At 52.4% G+C, this 17,215-nt stretch carries 13 protein-coding genes; 8 read left to right on the forward strand and 5 right to left on the reverse strand.

Annotated features, from left to right (window positions below; translation table 11 throughout):
• The first annotated feature begins 223 nt into the window (after nucleotides 1-223).
• Together ABXT62_RS01915 and dinG are read left to right on the forward strand one after the other, a co-directional pair.
• Nucleotides 224-1,387 carry a 1-acyl-sn-glycerol-3-phosphate acyltransferase gene (locus ABXT62_RS01915; RefSeq protein ID WP_415356865.1) on the forward strand — a complete coding sequence of 388 codons (1,164 nt, stop codon included), beginning with the start codon at nucleotides 224-226 and terminating at the stop codon, nucleotides 1,385-1,387.
• Nucleotides 1,381-3,507, forward strand: a complete 2,127-nt coding sequence (gene dinG / locus ABXT62_RS01920; protein WP_415356866.1) for an ATP-dependent DNA helicase DinG — start codon at nucleotides 1,381-1,383, stop codon at nucleotides 3,505-3,507. The genes ABXT62_RS01915 and dinG overlap by 7 nt, the downstream gene beginning before the upstream one ends.
• A 12-nt stretch (nucleotides 3,508-3,519) precedes the next feature.
• On the opposite strand, the gene ABXT62_RS01925 is transcribed toward dinG, so the two are convergent.
• Complete coding sequence (locus ABXT62_RS01925) at nucleotides 3,520-5,769, reverse strand: molybdopterin-dependent oxidoreductase (RefSeq protein ID WP_415356867.1); 2,250 nt, start codon at nucleotides 5,767-5,769, stop codon at nucleotides 3,520-3,522.
• A complete protein-coding gene (locus ABXT62_RS01930) occupies nucleotides 5,762-6,427 on the reverse strand; it encodes a TetR/AcrR family transcriptional regulator (protein WP_415356868.1) in 666 nt (221 codons plus the stop codon). Before ABXT62_RS01930 ends, ABXT62_RS01925 begins: the two co-directional genes overlap by 8 nt.
• 124 nt (nucleotides 6,428-6,551) lie before the next feature.
• On the opposite strand from ABXT62_RS01930, the gene ABXT62_RS01935 reads away from it, so the two are divergent.
• From ABXT62_RS01935 to ABXT62_RS01960, 6 genes are all read left to right on the forward strand, one after another.
• Nucleotides 6,552-8,738 carry a molybdopterin-containing oxidoreductase family protein gene (locus ABXT62_RS01935; protein ID WP_415356869.1) on the forward strand — a complete coding sequence of 729 codons (2,187 nt, stop codon included), beginning with the start codon at nucleotides 6,552-6,554 and terminating at the stop codon, nucleotides 8,736-8,738.
• Between the two features lie 201 nt (nucleotides 8,739-8,939).
• The gene (locus ABXT62_RS01940) at nucleotides 8,940-9,251 is read left to right on the forward strand and encodes a YqcC family protein (RefSeq protein WP_415356870.1); all 312 of its coding nucleotides are present in this window, start codon (nucleotides 8,940-8,942) and stop codon (nucleotides 9,249-9,251) included.
• 242 nt (nucleotides 9,252-9,493) lie between these two features.
• A complete protein-coding gene (locus ABXT62_RS01945) occupies nucleotides 9,494-9,919 on the forward strand; it encodes a TlpA family protein disulfide reductase (RefSeq protein WP_415356871.1) in 426 nt (141 codons plus the stop codon).
• A 14-nt stretch (nucleotides 9,920-9,933) separates the two neighbouring features.
• The gene (locus ABXT62_RS01950) at nucleotides 9,934-10,131 is read left to right on the forward strand and encodes a DUF4266 domain-containing protein (protein ID WP_415356872.1); all 198 of its coding nucleotides are present in this window, start codon (nucleotides 9,934-9,936) and stop codon (nucleotides 10,129-10,131) included.
• On the forward strand, nucleotides 10,131-11,306 hold the full coding sequence (locus ABXT62_RS01955; protein WP_415356873.1) for a DUF3570 domain-containing protein: 1,176 nt from the start codon (nucleotides 10,131-10,133) through the stop codon (nucleotides 11,304-11,306). The genes ABXT62_RS01950 and ABXT62_RS01955 overlap by 1 nt, the downstream gene beginning before the upstream one ends.
• A gap of 13 nt (nucleotides 11,307-11,319) precedes the next feature.
• Complete coding sequence (locus ABXT62_RS01960) at nucleotides 11,320-12,234, forward strand: FAD:protein FMN transferase (RefSeq protein ID WP_415356874.1); 915 nt, start codon at nucleotides 11,320-11,322, stop codon at nucleotides 12,232-12,234.
• Between the two features lie 54 nt (nucleotides 12,235-12,288).
• Here the strand turns inward: ABXT62_RS01960 and ABXT62_RS01965 are convergent, their stop codons facing one another.
• From ABXT62_RS01965 to ABXT62_RS01975, 3 genes are all read right to left on the reverse strand, one after another.
• Entirely contained in the window at nucleotides 12,289-12,483 is a 195-nt protein-coding gene (locus tag ABXT62_RS01965) for a hypothetical protein (RefSeq protein WP_415356875.1), read from the reverse strand.
• Nucleotides 12,484-12,568: 85 nt separating this feature from the next.
• Nucleotides 12,569-13,825, reverse strand: a complete 1,257-nt coding sequence (locus ABXT62_RS01970) for a ribonucleotide-diphosphate reductase subunit beta (protein ID WP_415356876.1) — start codon at nucleotides 13,823-13,825, stop codon at nucleotides 12,569-12,571.
• A gap of 57 nt (nucleotides 13,826-13,882) precedes the next feature.
• On the reverse strand, nucleotides 13,883-16,762 hold the full coding sequence (locus ABXT62_RS01975; RefSeq protein ID WP_415356877.1) for a ribonucleoside-diphosphate reductase subunit alpha: 2,880 nt from the start codon (nucleotides 16,760-16,762) through the stop codon (nucleotides 13,883-13,885).
• Nucleotides 16,763-17,215 lie beyond the last annotated feature (453 nt).

Below are 17,215 nucleotides of genomic sequence, written 5' to 3' on the forward strand. Positions count from 1 at the left end.
GGTTAATTGCTCTGATCTGTATTGAGGCCAGATATTGCGCCTGACTGGGCGCAACATGCTGCAGCTGTAGTATACTCGCCGCCACGGTGGGTTGGAGGGTGCTAGGCGTGATGTTTTGTCTCTTTAAATGGCACTGGCTATCAACCTAGGAGCCGTGAACCTTGTGACGAATTTTGGTGGTCTTGAGTATGCTGTGGATCTTTGGTGAATTGAGAAGACTGGCTTGACCGATCCTTTTGTAGATATCCGGCCCTACAGAGATGGAGAGGTGGCGGCCGTCCTGTCGCGCTTGCTTGATAATCCGGAGTTTTTGGGTGCTCTAGCAACGTATCGACTGGGTCGATTGGCCTCCCTTATGCCCGGGCTGGTGCGCTTGTTTGTGCGTTATCGGCTCGCTCGTGAAGTGCGTGGCGTGTCGGACGTACGGTCGATACAAGTTATTATCGAACGCTATATGACGCGGATGATTGAAGGCGCCACGGGCGGATTCAGCGTATCAGGCTTAGAGCAGCTTAAGCCTGTGCGCCCCTACCTTTACATGAGTAATCACCGTGACATTGCGATGGACCCTGCCTTTACTAACTATGCGCTGCACCGTGGCGGTTATGAGACCGCGCGGATTGCCATCGGCGACAATCTGCTGACCAAGCCCTGGGTCTCAGACTTAATGAGGTTAAACAAAAGCTTCATTGTCAGGCGTTCAGTCAATGGCCCGCGAGAATTGTTGGCCGCATCCAAAACGCTGGCCAACTATATTCAACACTCGCTGCTGCTGGAGAACTCGCCGGTTTGGATCGCCCAGCGAGAAGGGCGAGCAAAGGACGGTATTGACCGCACAGAACCGGTTATTATAAAGATGTTATCCATGAGTCGTGACAAAAGTCAGCGTGACTTCGGTGAGCATATCGAGGGTCTAGGTATTGTGCCCGTCGCCGTATCCTATGAACTTGATCCCTGTGATGCTATGAAGGCCAAAGAATTATTTGAAAAAGCGACCAAGGGCAGTTACGAAAAAGCCGAACAGGAGGACGTCGCCTCGATTGCTAAGGGTATCGCTGGTGAGAAAGGCCGCGTCCACGTCTCTTTTGGCACCCCTTTGGGCGGCAACCTGAATACGCCAGATGCGGTTGCAAGCGAGGTTGATAGACAAATTATCACTCAGTATTGCCTGCACCCTACCAATCTTTATGCCTACCGTCGGCTATATGGAGGCAATGCCCTAATGTCCACAAAGTTCCATGTGGAGGAGGGGGATTACAGTGAGGCGGCTTTTGATGCTCGCATCGCGGCTATGCCGGAAGCGCATCGTCCCTTCGCGCTGGGTATCTATGCCAATGCGGTGGTCAGTAAACTGGCGCTGGCCGACCGCTCGCCGACGTCTTGCTGAACGAGGATCTAAAAGACCGCATCCGCGAGGCCTATAACGCGATTGTGGAGAGCAAATCTCTCACTCCGCGCTGGGGACAGCGGCAGATGATTGCGGAGATTGCCAATACGTTGTCTCGCATTCCTCCCCCGGGAGAAAATCACAGCGACCTGCCTGCCGTTTGTGTCATCGAGGCGGGTACCGGGACCGGCAAAACGATTGCATACGCAGTCGCGGCGATCACCATGGCTCGGGCTCTCGGCAAACGTCTGGTGGTTGCCACCGCGACAATTGCCCTGCAGGAACAGTTCGTTAACAAGGACCTGCCGGACATCCGTCAAAGCAGCGGCATGGACTTCACTTTTGCTCTGGCAAAGGGGCGACGACGTTATGTCTGTCTATCAAAACTCGATCGAATGATGGCGGACAGTCAGGGAGAGTCATCCCTGATCCCGTTGTACCCCGACGGGTTTGGTGCGCCGCTTTTGGCAGAGGCCTTGCCCACTTACGACGCTATGCTCGATGCTCTGGGTCGAGGGGAGTGGGATGGCGACAGGGACAACTGGCCCGATAGTATCGGCGAGCAAGTCTGGTTTGGCGTGACCACAGATCACAGTCAATGCAGTGGTCGGCGCTGCCCCAATATTAGTCAGTGCAGCTTCTTTCATGCCCGAGACGAGTTGCAAAATGCAGACATTATCGTCACCAACCATGATCTTGTCCTTGCGGATCTCGCCCTCGGCGGTGGTGCGATTTTGTCACCACCGGAAGAAAGCATTTATGTGTTTGACGAGGGCCACCATCTTCCCGATAAAGCGCTGTCGCACTTTGCGAGCTTCTGCCGGCTGCATACCACCATAGTGTGGTTGCAGGACAGTGCCAAGTCGCTGGCGCATTCAGCACCTGCACTGGTTGCCATTGACGGTGTACAGAAGCTGTTGCAGACCTTGCCCGCAGAAATGGAGCAAACTGTTGCTGCACTGCATGTGGCTGAGCAGACTGTAGCAGCCTTGTTTGAAGAAGCTGAATTCGATGACAGGCGGGATGAGCAACAATTGCGGCTAGAACACGGACTGGTGCCCGCTACATTGATCCCCGTAGCGGCAGAACTCGTAGGTCAATTCCAGAAGTTGAGTAGTGTCCTTTCACGCCTGGAGACGATGCTTGAAGAGGCGCTGGATGATGATTTTGCCGGCTTGGACAAATCGGAAATAGACACCTGGCACATCAACGTTGGCGGCATGTTGGGCCGCGTGGATGCTGCCCTCACCTTGTGGCTGGAGTATGCGGTGAGCGGCGAAGGCGAGTTACCGCCGAAGGCGCGCTGGATCACGCAGATGAATAACGCGGGACAGTCGGGCTTTGAGCTGCGCTGTAGTCCAGTCTTGGCAGCGGAGATCCTGCAAGACTGTTTATGGTCAAAGGCTGCCGGCGTGATTGTGACCTCGGCCACAATTACCGCACTCAATTCATTTGATCGCTTCAAACTCCATTCCGGTGCGCCATCAGACGCCAATTACAAAGCGGTGGCCAGCCCCTTTAATTATGCCAATGCCACGTTTATTGTGCCTGCCATGGACTGCGACCCCGGCGACGCACAGGCTCACACGGAAGCCCTTATTGAGCGCTTCCCCCATATTTTGGACCAGAATGAGGGCAGTCTGGTCCTGTTTTCCTCGCGCCGGCAAATGCAGGACGTCTATCAAGGGGTCAGCGGAGAGTTCAGTGGTCGAATATTGATGCAGGGGGACTACAGTAAGCAGGAAATTTTACGTCGGCATAAGGAGGCGATCGATGGCGGGCGCGGTAGCGTCATCTTCGGTCTGGCTAGTTTTGCAGAGGGAGTAGATCTGCCTGGAGATTACTGCCGTCACGTGGTGATAGCCAAAATCCCCTTTGCAGTGCCAGACAGTCCGCTGGAGGCCGCCTTGGCAGAGTGGGTGGAAGCGCAGGGCCGCAATGCTTTTATGGAAATCAGTGTGCCGGACGCAGCCTTGCGTTTGGTTCAGGCCAGCGGTCGGCTGCTGCGCACAGAACAGGACAGTGGTCGAGTCACGTTGATGGATCGACGTATTCTGACTCGACGTTACGGCCGCGATATTCTCGATTCGCTGCCGCCATTTACGCGTGAGCTGGGATAAACCGAGATCTCCTTATACGGCAAATAGCTGAACCGGCACGCCATTGACAATACAGGTGCTTGAGGCCTCATCTAACGATTCGTCTATGAGGTCGTTGCAACTTATACCGGGCAGAATAGACGCAGCGTTACTTTGTTTTGATTCTGTATAAACATGCCCGAAACCGTGCGGAATACTCACCACACCGGGCATCATCTCGTCGGATATTTCTACCGGTATTACCGCCTCGCCTACGTTCGATACTACCTTTACATCGGCCTCATGTTTGAGTCCAAGACGCTCCGCATCGGCAGGATTGATTTTTGCGGTGCAACGATTACTGCCGCGTATATACGGCTTCAGGTTGTGCAGCCAGGAATTCATATCACGGACATGGCGGCGACCGATGAGCAGCATATCATTACCGCTGTCGGCCTGGGCATTCTGCCCTGACCGGTCTTCAAATCGTTGCTGCAGGCGAGTCAAATCATTTGCAAAGACTTCATGCATCAGATCTATGCGCTTGCCCGGCGTGCGTAATATACCGGGAAGGCGCTGCTGCAGTGGCCCAAGGTCCATGGACGCTTGCGGGTGGTCCTTGATCGCCTGTAACGATATACCCTTACGGTGTCCAAATTGATCTCCATAAGGCCCACTTCGAATCATTAAGTCAGCGAAGCGCTCCGGAGACGAGTCACCGCTAATCTGTTCATTGATCGTATCAGCGCTTAGTGAATAGCCATCTTCTTCAGCCCGCTCTATGACCATATCGATCATGCCCTGGTAGACGAAGCCATCCATCTCGTCGCGACTCAGCCCCGACATGCGCGCGGCCAACTCTAAGATAATTTCGCCAAGGTCTTTAAGGCCAGGAGCGGGCTCGAAGGTCTTAGGTGAAAAAGATAGGTAGTTTCTAGTGGTGAAGTTCTGGAAGGTAACATCAATATTACTGTGCTCGGGGTGGACGGTACTGGGTAGGATTATGTCTGCCTGGCTAGTCGTTTCATTGACATAAATATCCAGTGCCACCATAAAATCGAGCGTGTCGAGAGCCTTGTGGATCTTATCGCCGCGCGGAACAGACAATACCGGGTTGCCACAAATCGTTAATAAGCCACGTACCTCATTGCCGGGTGCGGTGATTTCTTCGGCCATCAACGATGCTGGAAGCTCACCGCAGGTTTCAGGTACTCCCCGCACCTTAGAATGCCAGCGCCCGTAGGGTTTAATGTCGCCCGCGCCGCCGGGCCCGAAGCCACCTGTGGGTGCCGTGGCCAGCATCATGCCACCCTCGCGGTCAAAATTACCAGTCAGTAGGCTGATCACCATTAGCATCCAGTGTGATGCAAGTCCAAATTCTTGCGTACACAGTCCGATGCGACCGTAAAGCGCCGCTTTTTCTGCTGCACAGTAATCCGTGACTAATTGACGTAATGTCTCGGCGGGGACACCGGTCAAAGAAGCCGTGCTTTCTGGCGTGTAGTTGGCCACCGCTCGGCGCAGCTCATCCACGTTATCGATGTGCTCTGACAAATGTCCTAGCTGTATGTCATTTCTTTCAAACAGGGTATTCGCAAAGGCCATCAAGAAGTAAGCATCAGTGCCCGGCTGAATAAATAGATGCTGATCGGCTGCTTCTGCCGTCTCCGTCCGGCGTGGATCAATCACCACACACTTACCACCGCGCTGCTGAATATCCATCATGGCACGCTTGACATCCGGTGTGCCTAGAATACTGCCCTGCGACACAAGAGGATTTGCACCCATGCATATAAACAGTTCTGTGCGCGATAAATCTGGGACGGGGAACAACCACTCGTGACCAATTAAGCCCCAGCAAACCCGCTGCTGCGGCATCTGATCGACGGTGCCGGCAGAGAAAAAACGTTCGGTGCCAATTGCCGTCATCAGTGCTTGCAAGTAGACACCTGCGGCAAAGTCATGCCCGAGTGGATTGCCAACGTATATCGACAGCGCATCTTTTCCATGTGTATCGCGGATGTGGGAGAACTTCGCCGCAATGGTATCAAGCGCTTCATCCCACGAGATTTCCTGCCAACCATCTGCGGTTTTTTTCACGGGGTGGCGCAAGCGCTCGGTATCTTCATAGATGTAATTGAAGGCCTGTGACTTTGCGCACACATAGCCTTTTGAGCGATGATCGTCAGGGTCGCCCTTTATGGACACGATTTTTTTTTGATCGCGGTCCACTTGCATAATCAGGCCACAGCAGGCTTCGCAGGTAGGACAAATTCTTCGCAGCGTTTCAATATTGTCAGACATCTTTAATCCTTTTTATATTACTAGCGGTGGCAGCGCGCAACAGGAGTTGCTCCAGAACAAAGGGTAATAGACTCTGTCCGCCGGGTGGGGAGTTTCGCAGCACTAGCTCAATACGGCGCGTGTCTTCGCGGCTTAAGTACTGTAATTCAGGGGCAACCAAGGCAGCAATATTGTCGCCATAGGCTTCGGCTAAAATGCAATCCATAACAATGGCTTGGCTCAATATTGAAGACGCGCTGCTTAATTCCTCGTCTTCAAGACCGGCCTGTTCGAGCACTCCTACCAGTTGTGCCTGTATGCGTAACCATTGGCTGGAAACCTGTCGGCGTTCACCGACCAACTTGGCTATTTGCGGGTATAAGCTGAAGTGAGTCTGTACTTGCGACACCCATTGCCTGACTTTGCCTTGCCAATCAGGAGCCGTCAATTGCAATGTCAGCCTGGCTAGAACCAACTCGGATACGCCTAGCAAAAGATCGTCGCGGTTTTGAATATGGGTATACAAGGACATTGGCGCGACATTCAATTGGCGGGCAACACCGTTTACGGACACTTCTGAGATGCCGTTTTCCAGTAGGCTTAAGGCCGCCAAAAGCACCTGCTCACGAGACATTCGCGGTGGTCGACCCCGCTTTACAAGTGCTGTGTTAGTGGCCATGACTCACCTCTGGTTTACGGCGATATCGCCATCGCTTGATTTAGCGTATAGCATACGGTAATGTTTCGAAATCTAGCTGTCAAGCGGCTTTAACGCCGTCGACCCTACATTGAGGATGCTGAAAATGGTCACCACAAAACGCACGTTTTGCTCCCTCTGCGAATCTTTCTGTGGCCTTGAAGTAGACGTAGAAAACAACAAGATTGTCGACATTCGGCCAGACAACGACCATGTTGTCACCCAAGGTTATGCGTGTGTTAAGGGCACCAAATTTGATTCGGTGCAACACAGTCCAGATCGCATAACAGAACCACAGAAGCGTGTAGGCAATGAATGGCAGTCCATTGGCTGGGACCAGGCCTTAACAGAAATTGCCGATAAAATGGCACGGCTTAAGCGAGAGCATGGAGCGCAATCGGTCAGCCACTTTGTGGGAGCGCCTGGTGGTGCAAATTTACTAGCACCCATATTCAGGGGTGAACTGTACAAAGGGCTGGGCTCAAATCGCATGTATGGCACTGGCACCTGCGACACCATGAATAAGTTTCGTGTCAATGGCGATATGTATGGCTCACCGATGCGGCTGGCTTATCCGGATGTCGACCATACCCAATTTATGATGATTCTCGGAGCCAACCCGCTTATCTCTGGCAATACCCTTTATCACTTGCCCCGCTCGCGTGAACGTTTTGGAGGTATTATTCAGCGCGGCGGCCGGGTTGTATTTATTAACCCCCGACGAATCGAAAGTGCGGGTAACGCCGAGCACCTATTTATTCGCCCCGATACCGATGTGTATTTCTTAGCCGCCTTCTGCAATGAGATCATTCAGCGCGATGCAGTGGCACATGAGCGCATTGAAAGAACCATGAAGAACTTCGATGCGCTGAAACAAACCGTATCGCCATGGACACCGGAGCGACAAGCAAAGGTTACCGGCATCTCTGCATCTGCTCTCATCGATCTGGTAGACAGCTATGTGAGCGCGGGCGCCGCGGCACTGAATATGGCGACCGGTGTTAATCAGGGTCGCAGCGGCACACTGTGCTATTGGCTGCTGGAATCGATCAGTGCCATCTCCGGCAACTTCGACCGCAAAGGCGGCAATTTGATCGGTGAGGGTATTATTGATTTCGCAAGCCAAGCAAAAGACGACCCACAAATGAAGCTGGGCTTTCACCGTGAAGATGATCTCCCTACTGTGAGTGGGCAGCAGGCTGCGGGTATGGTCGCCGATGATATTCTCAATGGACACGTGCGAGGTATGATCGTTGAGGCCTCGAATCCTTTGTTAGCGTGTGGCAATCCGGATGGACGCCTGCAGCGGGCGATGAGCGAATTGGACCTGCTGGTGAGCGTAGACCTATTTCGTAATGAAACAGGTAACCTGGCGCACTACATATTGCCCGCAACCACATGGATGGAGCGCAGCGGCATGCCTTATGCTTTGCAGTCCTTTGTCGGCTGCACGGCAACTCCGTATTTGTATGCCTCAGGGCCCGCGCTGGAGCCGCCTCCCGGAGTGCGCCACGAATGGTGGATCTATGTGCGCCTAGCAGACAAGCTGGGTGTCACGCTCTTCGATAATAAATTTATGAGCGGATTTCTCAAACTGGCGGCAAAATTTGCTTATACGCGCTTTGAGTTTATCAAGGTGCCAGAGCTGATAATCAATGGAATGCTGAAAAAGGCAGGCCAACCAAGCCTCAAAAGCATGCTGAACGATCACCCCCACGGCATTCGCCTGCCTGATAATGAGGGTGACAATTTTCTCGGTACTGACAGGGTGCTGACCGAGGACGGTCTGGTTGACCTTGCACCACAACCCTATGTGGATCGATTTAACAGCGCTATCGAGGATCTCTATCAGGAAGAGTTAAACAGCTTGGGTAAAATGAAACTGATTGGCAAGCGTGAGGTGAAACGCATGAACAGCTCGTCTGCAAACTCCCCTCGACTGGTGAAGGACGGCACCAACTACGCCTATCTCAGCCCTCAAGACGCCGACCGCATCGGTATAAATACCTTGGAACTAGTCGATGTTACCTCGAAGTTTGGGAAAATAACTATTCCGGCAAAAATCACTGATGAGATGATGCCTGGTACCGTGGCAATTCCGCAGTGCTGGGGGCACGAAGATGCTGATGGCTTACGGCATGCGCAGCAACATCCGGGCGTAAACTCAAATTTACTTGCAGGCGATGGTCGCGACAATATTGAAGAGTTGTCTGGAATGTCTCATTTGTCAGGTATTATCGTCGATATCGTAAAATCTCTGCCTGCTGGCGATACCCTCGTGCGGACGCTATAGTTTAACGTCACAGAGCTTGAAGACTGCCGAACGGGTTGTCTGCGGAGGTCATTGAAAACCAGTATATTCACGATGACCTTTGGGCTGTTCCAGAGGCTTTATTGTTTTCGATAAAGCCCCTGCGATATTAAATACCATTAGAGTAGATGGTCTACCAGACAGCTTTTGATCGCTTGGCCTTACCAGACACCTGAGGTAGGTATGAATACTCAAATAGCGGAATCACTTATCGATATTGAGGCTCAGCTGCGTCAGCTTGGGCAATGGGAAAAAGCGTCTCCTGAGCCCTCCGCCCTGGTCTCCGATCAGCCTTTTTGCGTGGATACACTAACGCTGCCACAGTGGTTACAGTTTGTTTTTTTACCCACACTTTACGCGATGCTGAGGGACGGGCGAGAGCTGCCTCAGGGCTGCGGTATCGCGCCAATGGCAGAAGAATATTATCGCGGGACGGGTCTTTCCAGCAGTGAGTTAGTGGCTGTTCTGATGAGAGTCGACGAGTTGCTGTCCTGACAAGCCCAGGCAAAAAGTCCGAACATTTATTGTACTATTCAGGATGCTGACCTTGGCTCCAAACTATGCTAATGTCGATGCGTTTTATAAAATAATGTGTGAATTTCAATATGCTCAGCAAACCGTTCAGTAAATTAATGTTCTTATCCTCTATTCCGTCTCGATGTTGGTGTGTATTTCGCCAAGTAATATTGGGAGTGTTTCTTTGTCTGCCATTGTGGGCTCACGCAGCCGGAGCAGTTGTGGGACAAGAGGCGCCCGCCGTGCGTTTGCCGTCACTGTCTGGCGGTGAAGATGTGAGTCTTAATTCGTTACGCGGTAAAGTTGTCTATTTGGATTTCTGGGCTTCGTGGTGTGGCCCCTGTCGTGTCTCCTTCCCAATTTTAGAAAAACTGGCAAACGAGTTGGGCCCGGAGGGGTTTGAGGTGCTGGCTATAAATGTGGATGAGGTGGAAGCAGATGCCCAGCAGTTCCTGTCTGATATTCCGGTGAGTTATTTGGTGGTGCGTGATGCGGAGGGTGTCTCGCCACAAGCTTACGGAATTCTGGGGATGCCTACGGGCTATCTTATCGACCGAGAGGGCGTGGTTCGCGAAATACATCAGGGCTTTAGAAAAAGTGATGGTGATCAATTGCGGGCCGAAATTGTTAAGCTGCTAGGAGAATAATAATTCTAAAATTTATGACAGGAATTTTATTGGTTATCGTGCTTTGCGGCTGCGAAACAGTGCAGCCGTGGGAGCGTGGGATCCTTTCTAAAGATGAAATGCAGTGGCAGCCTAATGTGATGGAATCGCGGCTGCGTAATCAGGTTTACGCAAGTAAGGAAGCTTCGTCTGGCGGCACGGGAGCGGCTGGCGGCGGCTGTGGGTGTAACTGATGCCATCTCGTAAGGACGATCTCAATAAGACACTCGTTGCACTCACTTCGAGCGCATTTTTGTTGCCTGCTTATCAGAGCGCTATGGCCGATGCACCGCCGGAATTTACTGAAATAGGTATGCGCTACAGTAAATATAAGGAAGACGATCTATCTGCTAAAAAGACCATTAACGGGGTACGCAGCGAGAGAATGGACATTGATGTGGCCCAGTTCCATCTGTTGGCGCCCGTGTCAGATGACTGGTCTGTTGCTTTAGATGTGGGGTGGGAGGATATGAGCGGCGCCTCACCCTGGTTTGTTGGCGAAATTCGCGACGGTGACGGTGACCCAAAGGTTGTGATGAGTGGAGCCAGTATCGAGGATACGCGGACTGAAGTGAGCGTTACTACCCGCTACTATTTTGACAGCGGCACCGCCGGTGTTAACTATACCTATTCCGATGAGGACGACTACGAATCTAAATCGGTAAGCCTAGATGGTTCGCTTAACAGTGAAGATGGGTTGACCACCTACAGCGGCTCATTGAGTGCATCTGATGATGATATCACGCCGACTCAGGGAACCTATCCGACCAATACATTGTCAGCCACTAAGGACATACGCTCGGCTTGGATAGGGGTATCGCGTATTATCAGTAAACGCGCACTGGTGCGTTTTGGGCTTAGCTATACCTATCGCGACGGTTATCTTACGGACCCCTACAAGTATAAGGATAACCGTCCGGATGAACGCAAGGAGTGGACCGCTAGTGCAGGGTACCGTCATTTTTTTGCTGAGCAAAATGCTGCACTGCATGTGGATTATCGGTATTTTGATGATGACTGGGACATCGCATCACAGACTCTTGACGTCGCATGGATCCAAAACGTTGGACAGGACATAACAGTGGCACCGTTCATTCGATATTACACGCAGGATAGGGCGAAGTTCTTTTCTGTAGTGATAAATGACGACAACGACAGCGATTATTTTTCGGATGACTATCGGTTGTCTTCGTTCGGGGCCTTTTCTTACGGCTTGCGAGTGAACTACGAGATTGGTAACTGGTCTGTTAACGCTGATGCAGAGCGTTATCAAACCGACGAGAGCTGGGGTCTATACAGTGGCGAGGAAGCGCCGGCCCTTGTTGATACTTGGCGTTATGGCGTTGGGCTGAGCTACGCCTTTAGATAGGTGCTGGTTGTTGATGGTGCGCATCGAGCACAACTTTCAAGCTATGGGTGGTCCTTGCTGCCTGCGTCTGGATGCGGATGATGATGCCGTGGCAGGGGTTGCCATCGCAGCCGCTGTCGCAGAGGTGACCCGCCTTGAGAAAAAATACAGTCGCTACCTTGATGAATCCCTAACCAGTCAAATCAACCGCGCCGCCGGCGCGGGAATACCCGTACCTATCGATCAAGAAACATCAGCTCTGCTCAGCTATGCAAATACCGTATGGCAGGAAAGCGATGGGCTGTTTGATTTAACATCCGGTGTACTGCGCTTGGCCTGGGATTTTAAATCCGGTCGTTGCCCTGATCAGCTGGAAATTGATGCTCTGCTGCCCTTGGTGGGGTGGGATTTGGTGCAGCGGGAGCAGGACAACGTGTATCTCCCCAGGGCGGGAATGGAGCTGGACTTTGGTGGCTGTGTGAAAGAGTACGCCGCCGATAGTGCTGCCATGCAATTGCGACGCCACGGGGTTGCGTCTGCCCTGGTCGATCTGGCCGGTGATATGGTTGCGCTTGGTACGCCTCAAGGCAACGCTAGCGGGGTTTCAGGTTGGCCGATAGGCATTCGGCACCCGGTTGAAAAAGACAAAGCGTTGGCCGGCGTACATCTGCCTGAAGGCGGGCTAGCCAGCAGTGGCGACTACGAGCGTTGCCTGCACATTGACGGCAAACGTTACGGCCATATTTTGCATCCGCGCACAGGTTGGCCGGTCCAGGGTCTGGTTGCTGTTAGTGTATTAGCGGAGCAGTGCCTTGTGGCAGGCAGCTCGGCAACTATCGCCATGTTAAAGCCGGCTGGCGAGGCGCTGGACTGGCTGGATAACTTGGGTCTGCCGTGGCTGGCGATAGACGCCGATCTCAACTGTCATGGTAGCCTAGCGGCTTCGTAGCACGTTAGCAGGGGGTAGGGTCCATCGGTTATGTGCAGCCTGAGTCCGATACTCTTAATGCAATATGCGATCCGATTGCATGTCGATCTGTAAATCTTTGGTCTGATCTGAAGCCGCGGCTTCCTGCTGTTGCATATGATTGCGCAGACGTCCGACCACGCTGGTCATAACATCAATGGTCTGGCTGAGTTGATCGAGTGCTATCAGGATGGCTTCTGTTTCGGACGGGTTTTTATCACTGTTTGCCATGCGAGATTCCTCAGTGAAAGCTGTTGCTCAACATCTACTTTTTGTATAGCGGCCACCTGACTGTCAGAGTGACCGCCTGCGTATCTTAATCCCAGGTCAGTGCGCCGCCTGTCTGGTATTCAATGACCCGCGTCTCGAAGAAGTTTTTCTCTTTGCGCAAATCCATAATTTCAGACATCCATGGGAAAGGGTTTTGCGCGCCTGCGTACTGCTCCGGCAAACCCAGCTGTGACAGGCGTCGGTTAGCGATGAAGTGCAGGTATTCTTCCATCATCGCTGCATTCATGCCCAGCACGCCGCGGGGCATGGTGTCACGGGCGTATTCAATCTCTAACTGCGTGCCTTCCAGAATCATCTGGATGGCTTCCTGTTGGAACTCAGGTGTCCACAACTGCGGATTTTCGAGCTTGATCTGATTGATCACATCGATACCAAAGTTCAGGTGCATTGACTCATCGCGCAGGATGTACTGGAATTGTTCCGCTACGCCCATCATCTTATTACGGCGGCCCATAGAGAGGATCTGGGTAAAGCCACAGTAGAAGAAAATACCCTCAGTGACGGCATAGAATCCAATCAGATTGCGCAGCAAAGTCTGATCCGTTTCTGGGGTGCCGGTGTTGAAGTTGGGGTCACTCAGCTCGTGCGTATGGCTGAGGCTCCAGGCCGCTTTTTTGGCGACAGAGGGTACTTCACGGTACATGTTGAAAACTTCGGCCTCATCCATTCCCAGTGACTCAATGCAGTACTGATAAGCGTGGGTGTGGATGGCTTCCTCAAATGCTTGGCGCAGTATGTACTGGCGACACTCGGGATTGGTGATCAGCCGATAAATCGCCAGCACCAAATTGTTTGCCACCAGAGAATCTGCGGTAGAGAAATACCCCAGATTGCGCATAACGATACGACGTTCGTCATCGGTCAGGCCTTCGGGGTTCTTCCAGGTAGCCACGTCAGCGGTCATGTTGACCTCTTGCGGCATCCAGTGATTGGCGCAACCGTCGATGTATTTCTGCCAGGCCCAATCATACTTAAATGGCACCAGCTGATTGAGGTCGGCGCGGCAGTTGATCATGGCTTTTTCGTCTACCGAAACTCTGGCCGCGCCCATTTCAAGTTCCTCGAGACCTGCAGCAATATCAATGTGCTCGACCGCCTCGATGGCTTTGGCCATAGGGTCTGCGCTGCCGGCTACACTTTCGAGCTTTGGCGCAGGAGCTGCGGCAGAAGCAACAGCAACAGCAGGCTCTTCTGCAGGCTGCTCAGGTGTGGTCGGCATGCTCAATACTGCTGAGCTAGCAGGCGTCGTTTCTTCTTTATGGTAATCTTCCCAACTTAACATTTCTTTTACTTCCTGATTTTTGTTGTTTGATGTGGTCAATGGTTTATTGTCTCTTGCCTACTGGCAAGCCTCACAGTCCGGCTCGTCTATCGAGCACGCCGCAGGGACAGGAGCAGGTCCGCCAGCCAATTCATTCGACACTGAATTGAGTGTGCCGGTATCGATGGTGGACTTCTCTGTGCCGGATGCCGCCAGCGAACGCAGATAATAAGTCGTTTTCAAGCCACTGAACCAAGCCATACGGTAAGTGACATCCAGCTTCTTACCATTGGCATTATTGATGTACAGATTCAGTGATTGAGCTTGGTCTATCCACTTTTGGCGGCGGCTGGCCGATTCCACTAACCAGCGCGGTTCTACTTCGAACGCGGTCGAGTAAATGGCCTTTAGGTCTGCCGGTATGCGGTCGATGGACTGCACGCTGCCGTCGTAGTATTTTAGGTCGTTGACCATGACCTTATCCCACAGTCCGCACCCCTTTAAGTCACGTACCAAATACGGGTTCACGACAGTGAATTCGCCCGACAGATTGGATTTGACGTACAGGTTCTGGTAGGTCGGTTCGATAGATTGAGAAACGCCGGTAATGTTAGCGATAGTTGCTGTAGGGGCGATTGCCATCACGTTGGAGTTGCGCATACCCTGACTCTTGACGGTCGCACGCAGTGAGTCCCAGTCGAGGGTATGGCTTTTGTCGACTTGGATATAGTTTTGGCCGCGCTCATCTATCAGCTTGTCCAGCGAATCAAGCGGGAATATGCCCTGACTCCAAAGCGAGCCCTCATAACTAGAGTAAGCACCACGCTCCGCTGCCAGCTCACTAGACGCTGCAATAGCGTAGTAGCTGATGGCTTCCATAGAACGATCTGCGAATTCAACCGCATCATCGGAGCCATAGGCCAGGTGCTTCTTGTAAAGCGCGTCTTGGAAACCCATAAGCCCCAGACCTATAGGACGATGGCGCATGTTGGATGCTTCGGCCTGGGGTACCGAGTAGTAGTTGATGTTGATCACGTTATCCAGCATGCGAACCGCTGTGCGCACGGTTTGCTGCAGTTTTTCCAGATTGAGTCCATTCTCGTCAATATGCCGGGGTAGATTGACTGAGCCCAGGTTACACACCGCGATCTCGTCTTTATTGGTGTTGAGTGTGATCTCGGTACACAGGTTGGAAGAGTGCACAACACCAACGTGCTGCTGTGGTGAGCGTATGTTGCAGGGGTCTTTGAAGGTCATCCAGGGGTGGCCAGTCTCGAACAGCATACCCAGCATCTTGCGCCACAGGTTTTCCGCTTTGAGGGTCTTAAACAGCTTGATTTCGCCTTTACGCGCCATCTCCTCGTATTGGCTGTAGCGCTCCTCAAAGGCTTTGCCGTAAAGATCGTGCAGGTCCGGCGCATCATTGGGTGAGAACAGGGTCCAGTTACCACCGTCGAAGACCCGCTTCATGAAAAGATCGGGTATCCAGTTGGCGGTATTCATGTCGTGCGTACGACGGCGATCGTCGCCCGTGTTTTTGCGCAGTTCGACAAACTCCTCGATGTCCAGGTGCCATGTCTCCAGATAAGCGCACACGGCCCCCTTGCGCTTGCCACCTTGGTTTACCGCGACTGCCGTATCATTGACGACTTTGAGAAAGGGCACCACTCCTTGAGATTTGCCATTGGTGCCCTTGATGTAGGCACCCAATGCGCGCACTGGCGTCCAGTCATTGCCCAGTCCACCGGCAAATTTGGATAGCATGGCGTTGTCCTGTATCGCACCGTATATGCCATACAGGTTGTCCGGTATCGTTGTGAGGTAGCAGGAGGACAACTGTGGGCGCAATGTGCCCGCATTAAACAGCGTTGGTGTGGAGCTCATGTAATCGAATGATGACAGTAATTGGTAGAATTCGATGGCTCTGGCGTTACGATCATCCTCTTCAACGGCGAGCCCCATGGCTACGCGCATGAAAAAGACTTGTGGCAACTCGATGCGGGTGTTGTCGCTATGAATGAAGTAGCGGTCATACAGGGTTTGTAATCCGAGATAGGTAAACTGTAGATCACGCTCGGGCAACAGTGCTTTGCCGAGTCTGGCGAGGTCGTATTCCTGCAAGTTGGGCGCCAGCAACTCCAGTGTGATCCCTTTTTTTATGTACGCCGCCAGTGCTACAGAGTACAGAGCACCCATATCTTCCTGGGTGGCGCTGTTAGCCACGCCTAGAAAGCTCAAAGCTTCAGATCGCAAATTGTCACAGAGCAGGCGGGCTGCGACGAAAGAATAGTTGGGCTCCTGTTCGATCATGGTGCGGGCGGTGATGACCAGAGACGTACTCAATTCAGCTTGGCTGACGCCGTCGTAGAGATTCCTCAAGGCCTCATCTAGGATGTCAGTTTCACTGACATCCGACAGTTCGAAACAGGCCTCGTTGACGATAGTGTGCAGGCGGTCGATATCTAATGGTGCGCGGTGGCCGTCGGCCTGCACTACTGTGATATTGCCAGCTGCGGCTTGGGTGGCGGGGGACAGGGCGATTTTGGCGGCACGTTTTTGCGCCTGTTGTTCCCGGTAGATGACGTAATCTCGGGCAATTTTATGTTCCCCTGAGCGCATCAGGGATAGTTCTACCTGATCCTGTACGTCTTCGATATGAATGGTTCCGCCGGAGGGCATGCGGCGTTGGAATGTCGCCATCACCAATTCGGTCAGTTGGGCGACCGTTTCATGGATGCGGCTGGATGCGGCTGCTGTGCCACCTTCTACTGCGAGAAACGCCTTGGTGATAGCGACGGATATTTTGCTGGCCTCGAAGGGCACCACGGTACCGTTACGCTTAATGACCCGCAATTTACCCGGCGCAGTGGCGGCAATGGCGCCACTAACGATGGAAGATTCCTTTGGTGGTGTGATGACTTCGGCGGAAGTATCGCCCTGGTTGATCTCTGTTTGCATGTTCTCTCCGAAATTCTTGGCATTAGTGCCTGCGTCTAATTTTTTTATAAGTGGCTACGTGGCAAAACTTCTATAACTGCACAGCCTGCCCTGTAGCGGGACAAACTCCCTATGGCAACAGCAGTAGAGGAGCCCTATTTTAGAGGCTAATCCGCTGCATTCTTTATTGGCTTTTTGGCTGCCATACCCATATGTTGGGGTAAATGTTTTGCTCAGGTACAAGATAATGCGCCTCTAGGTGCAATGCAAGTGAATTAGGCTGGGTTTAATTTGTGGATAAGATGTTGATAGTTCTGCGCGTATGTAACTACTAACAGTAGAGGCCTTGAGTTGTCTGTGGAGAGCTCCCTGTAGAAGGTTCATAATGGATGCTAGGTGCTTATCGAATTAATTGTTATAAAAACACATATTTGATATTCCCCCTGGATATTTGAGGGAGAAGGTTGTTGTCGA

It is taken from the genome of Halioglobus sp. Uisw_031, assembly GCF_047729875.1.
Taxonomy (GTDB): Bacteria; Pseudomonadota; Gammaproteobacteria; order Pseudomonadales; family Halieaceae; genus Marimicrobium.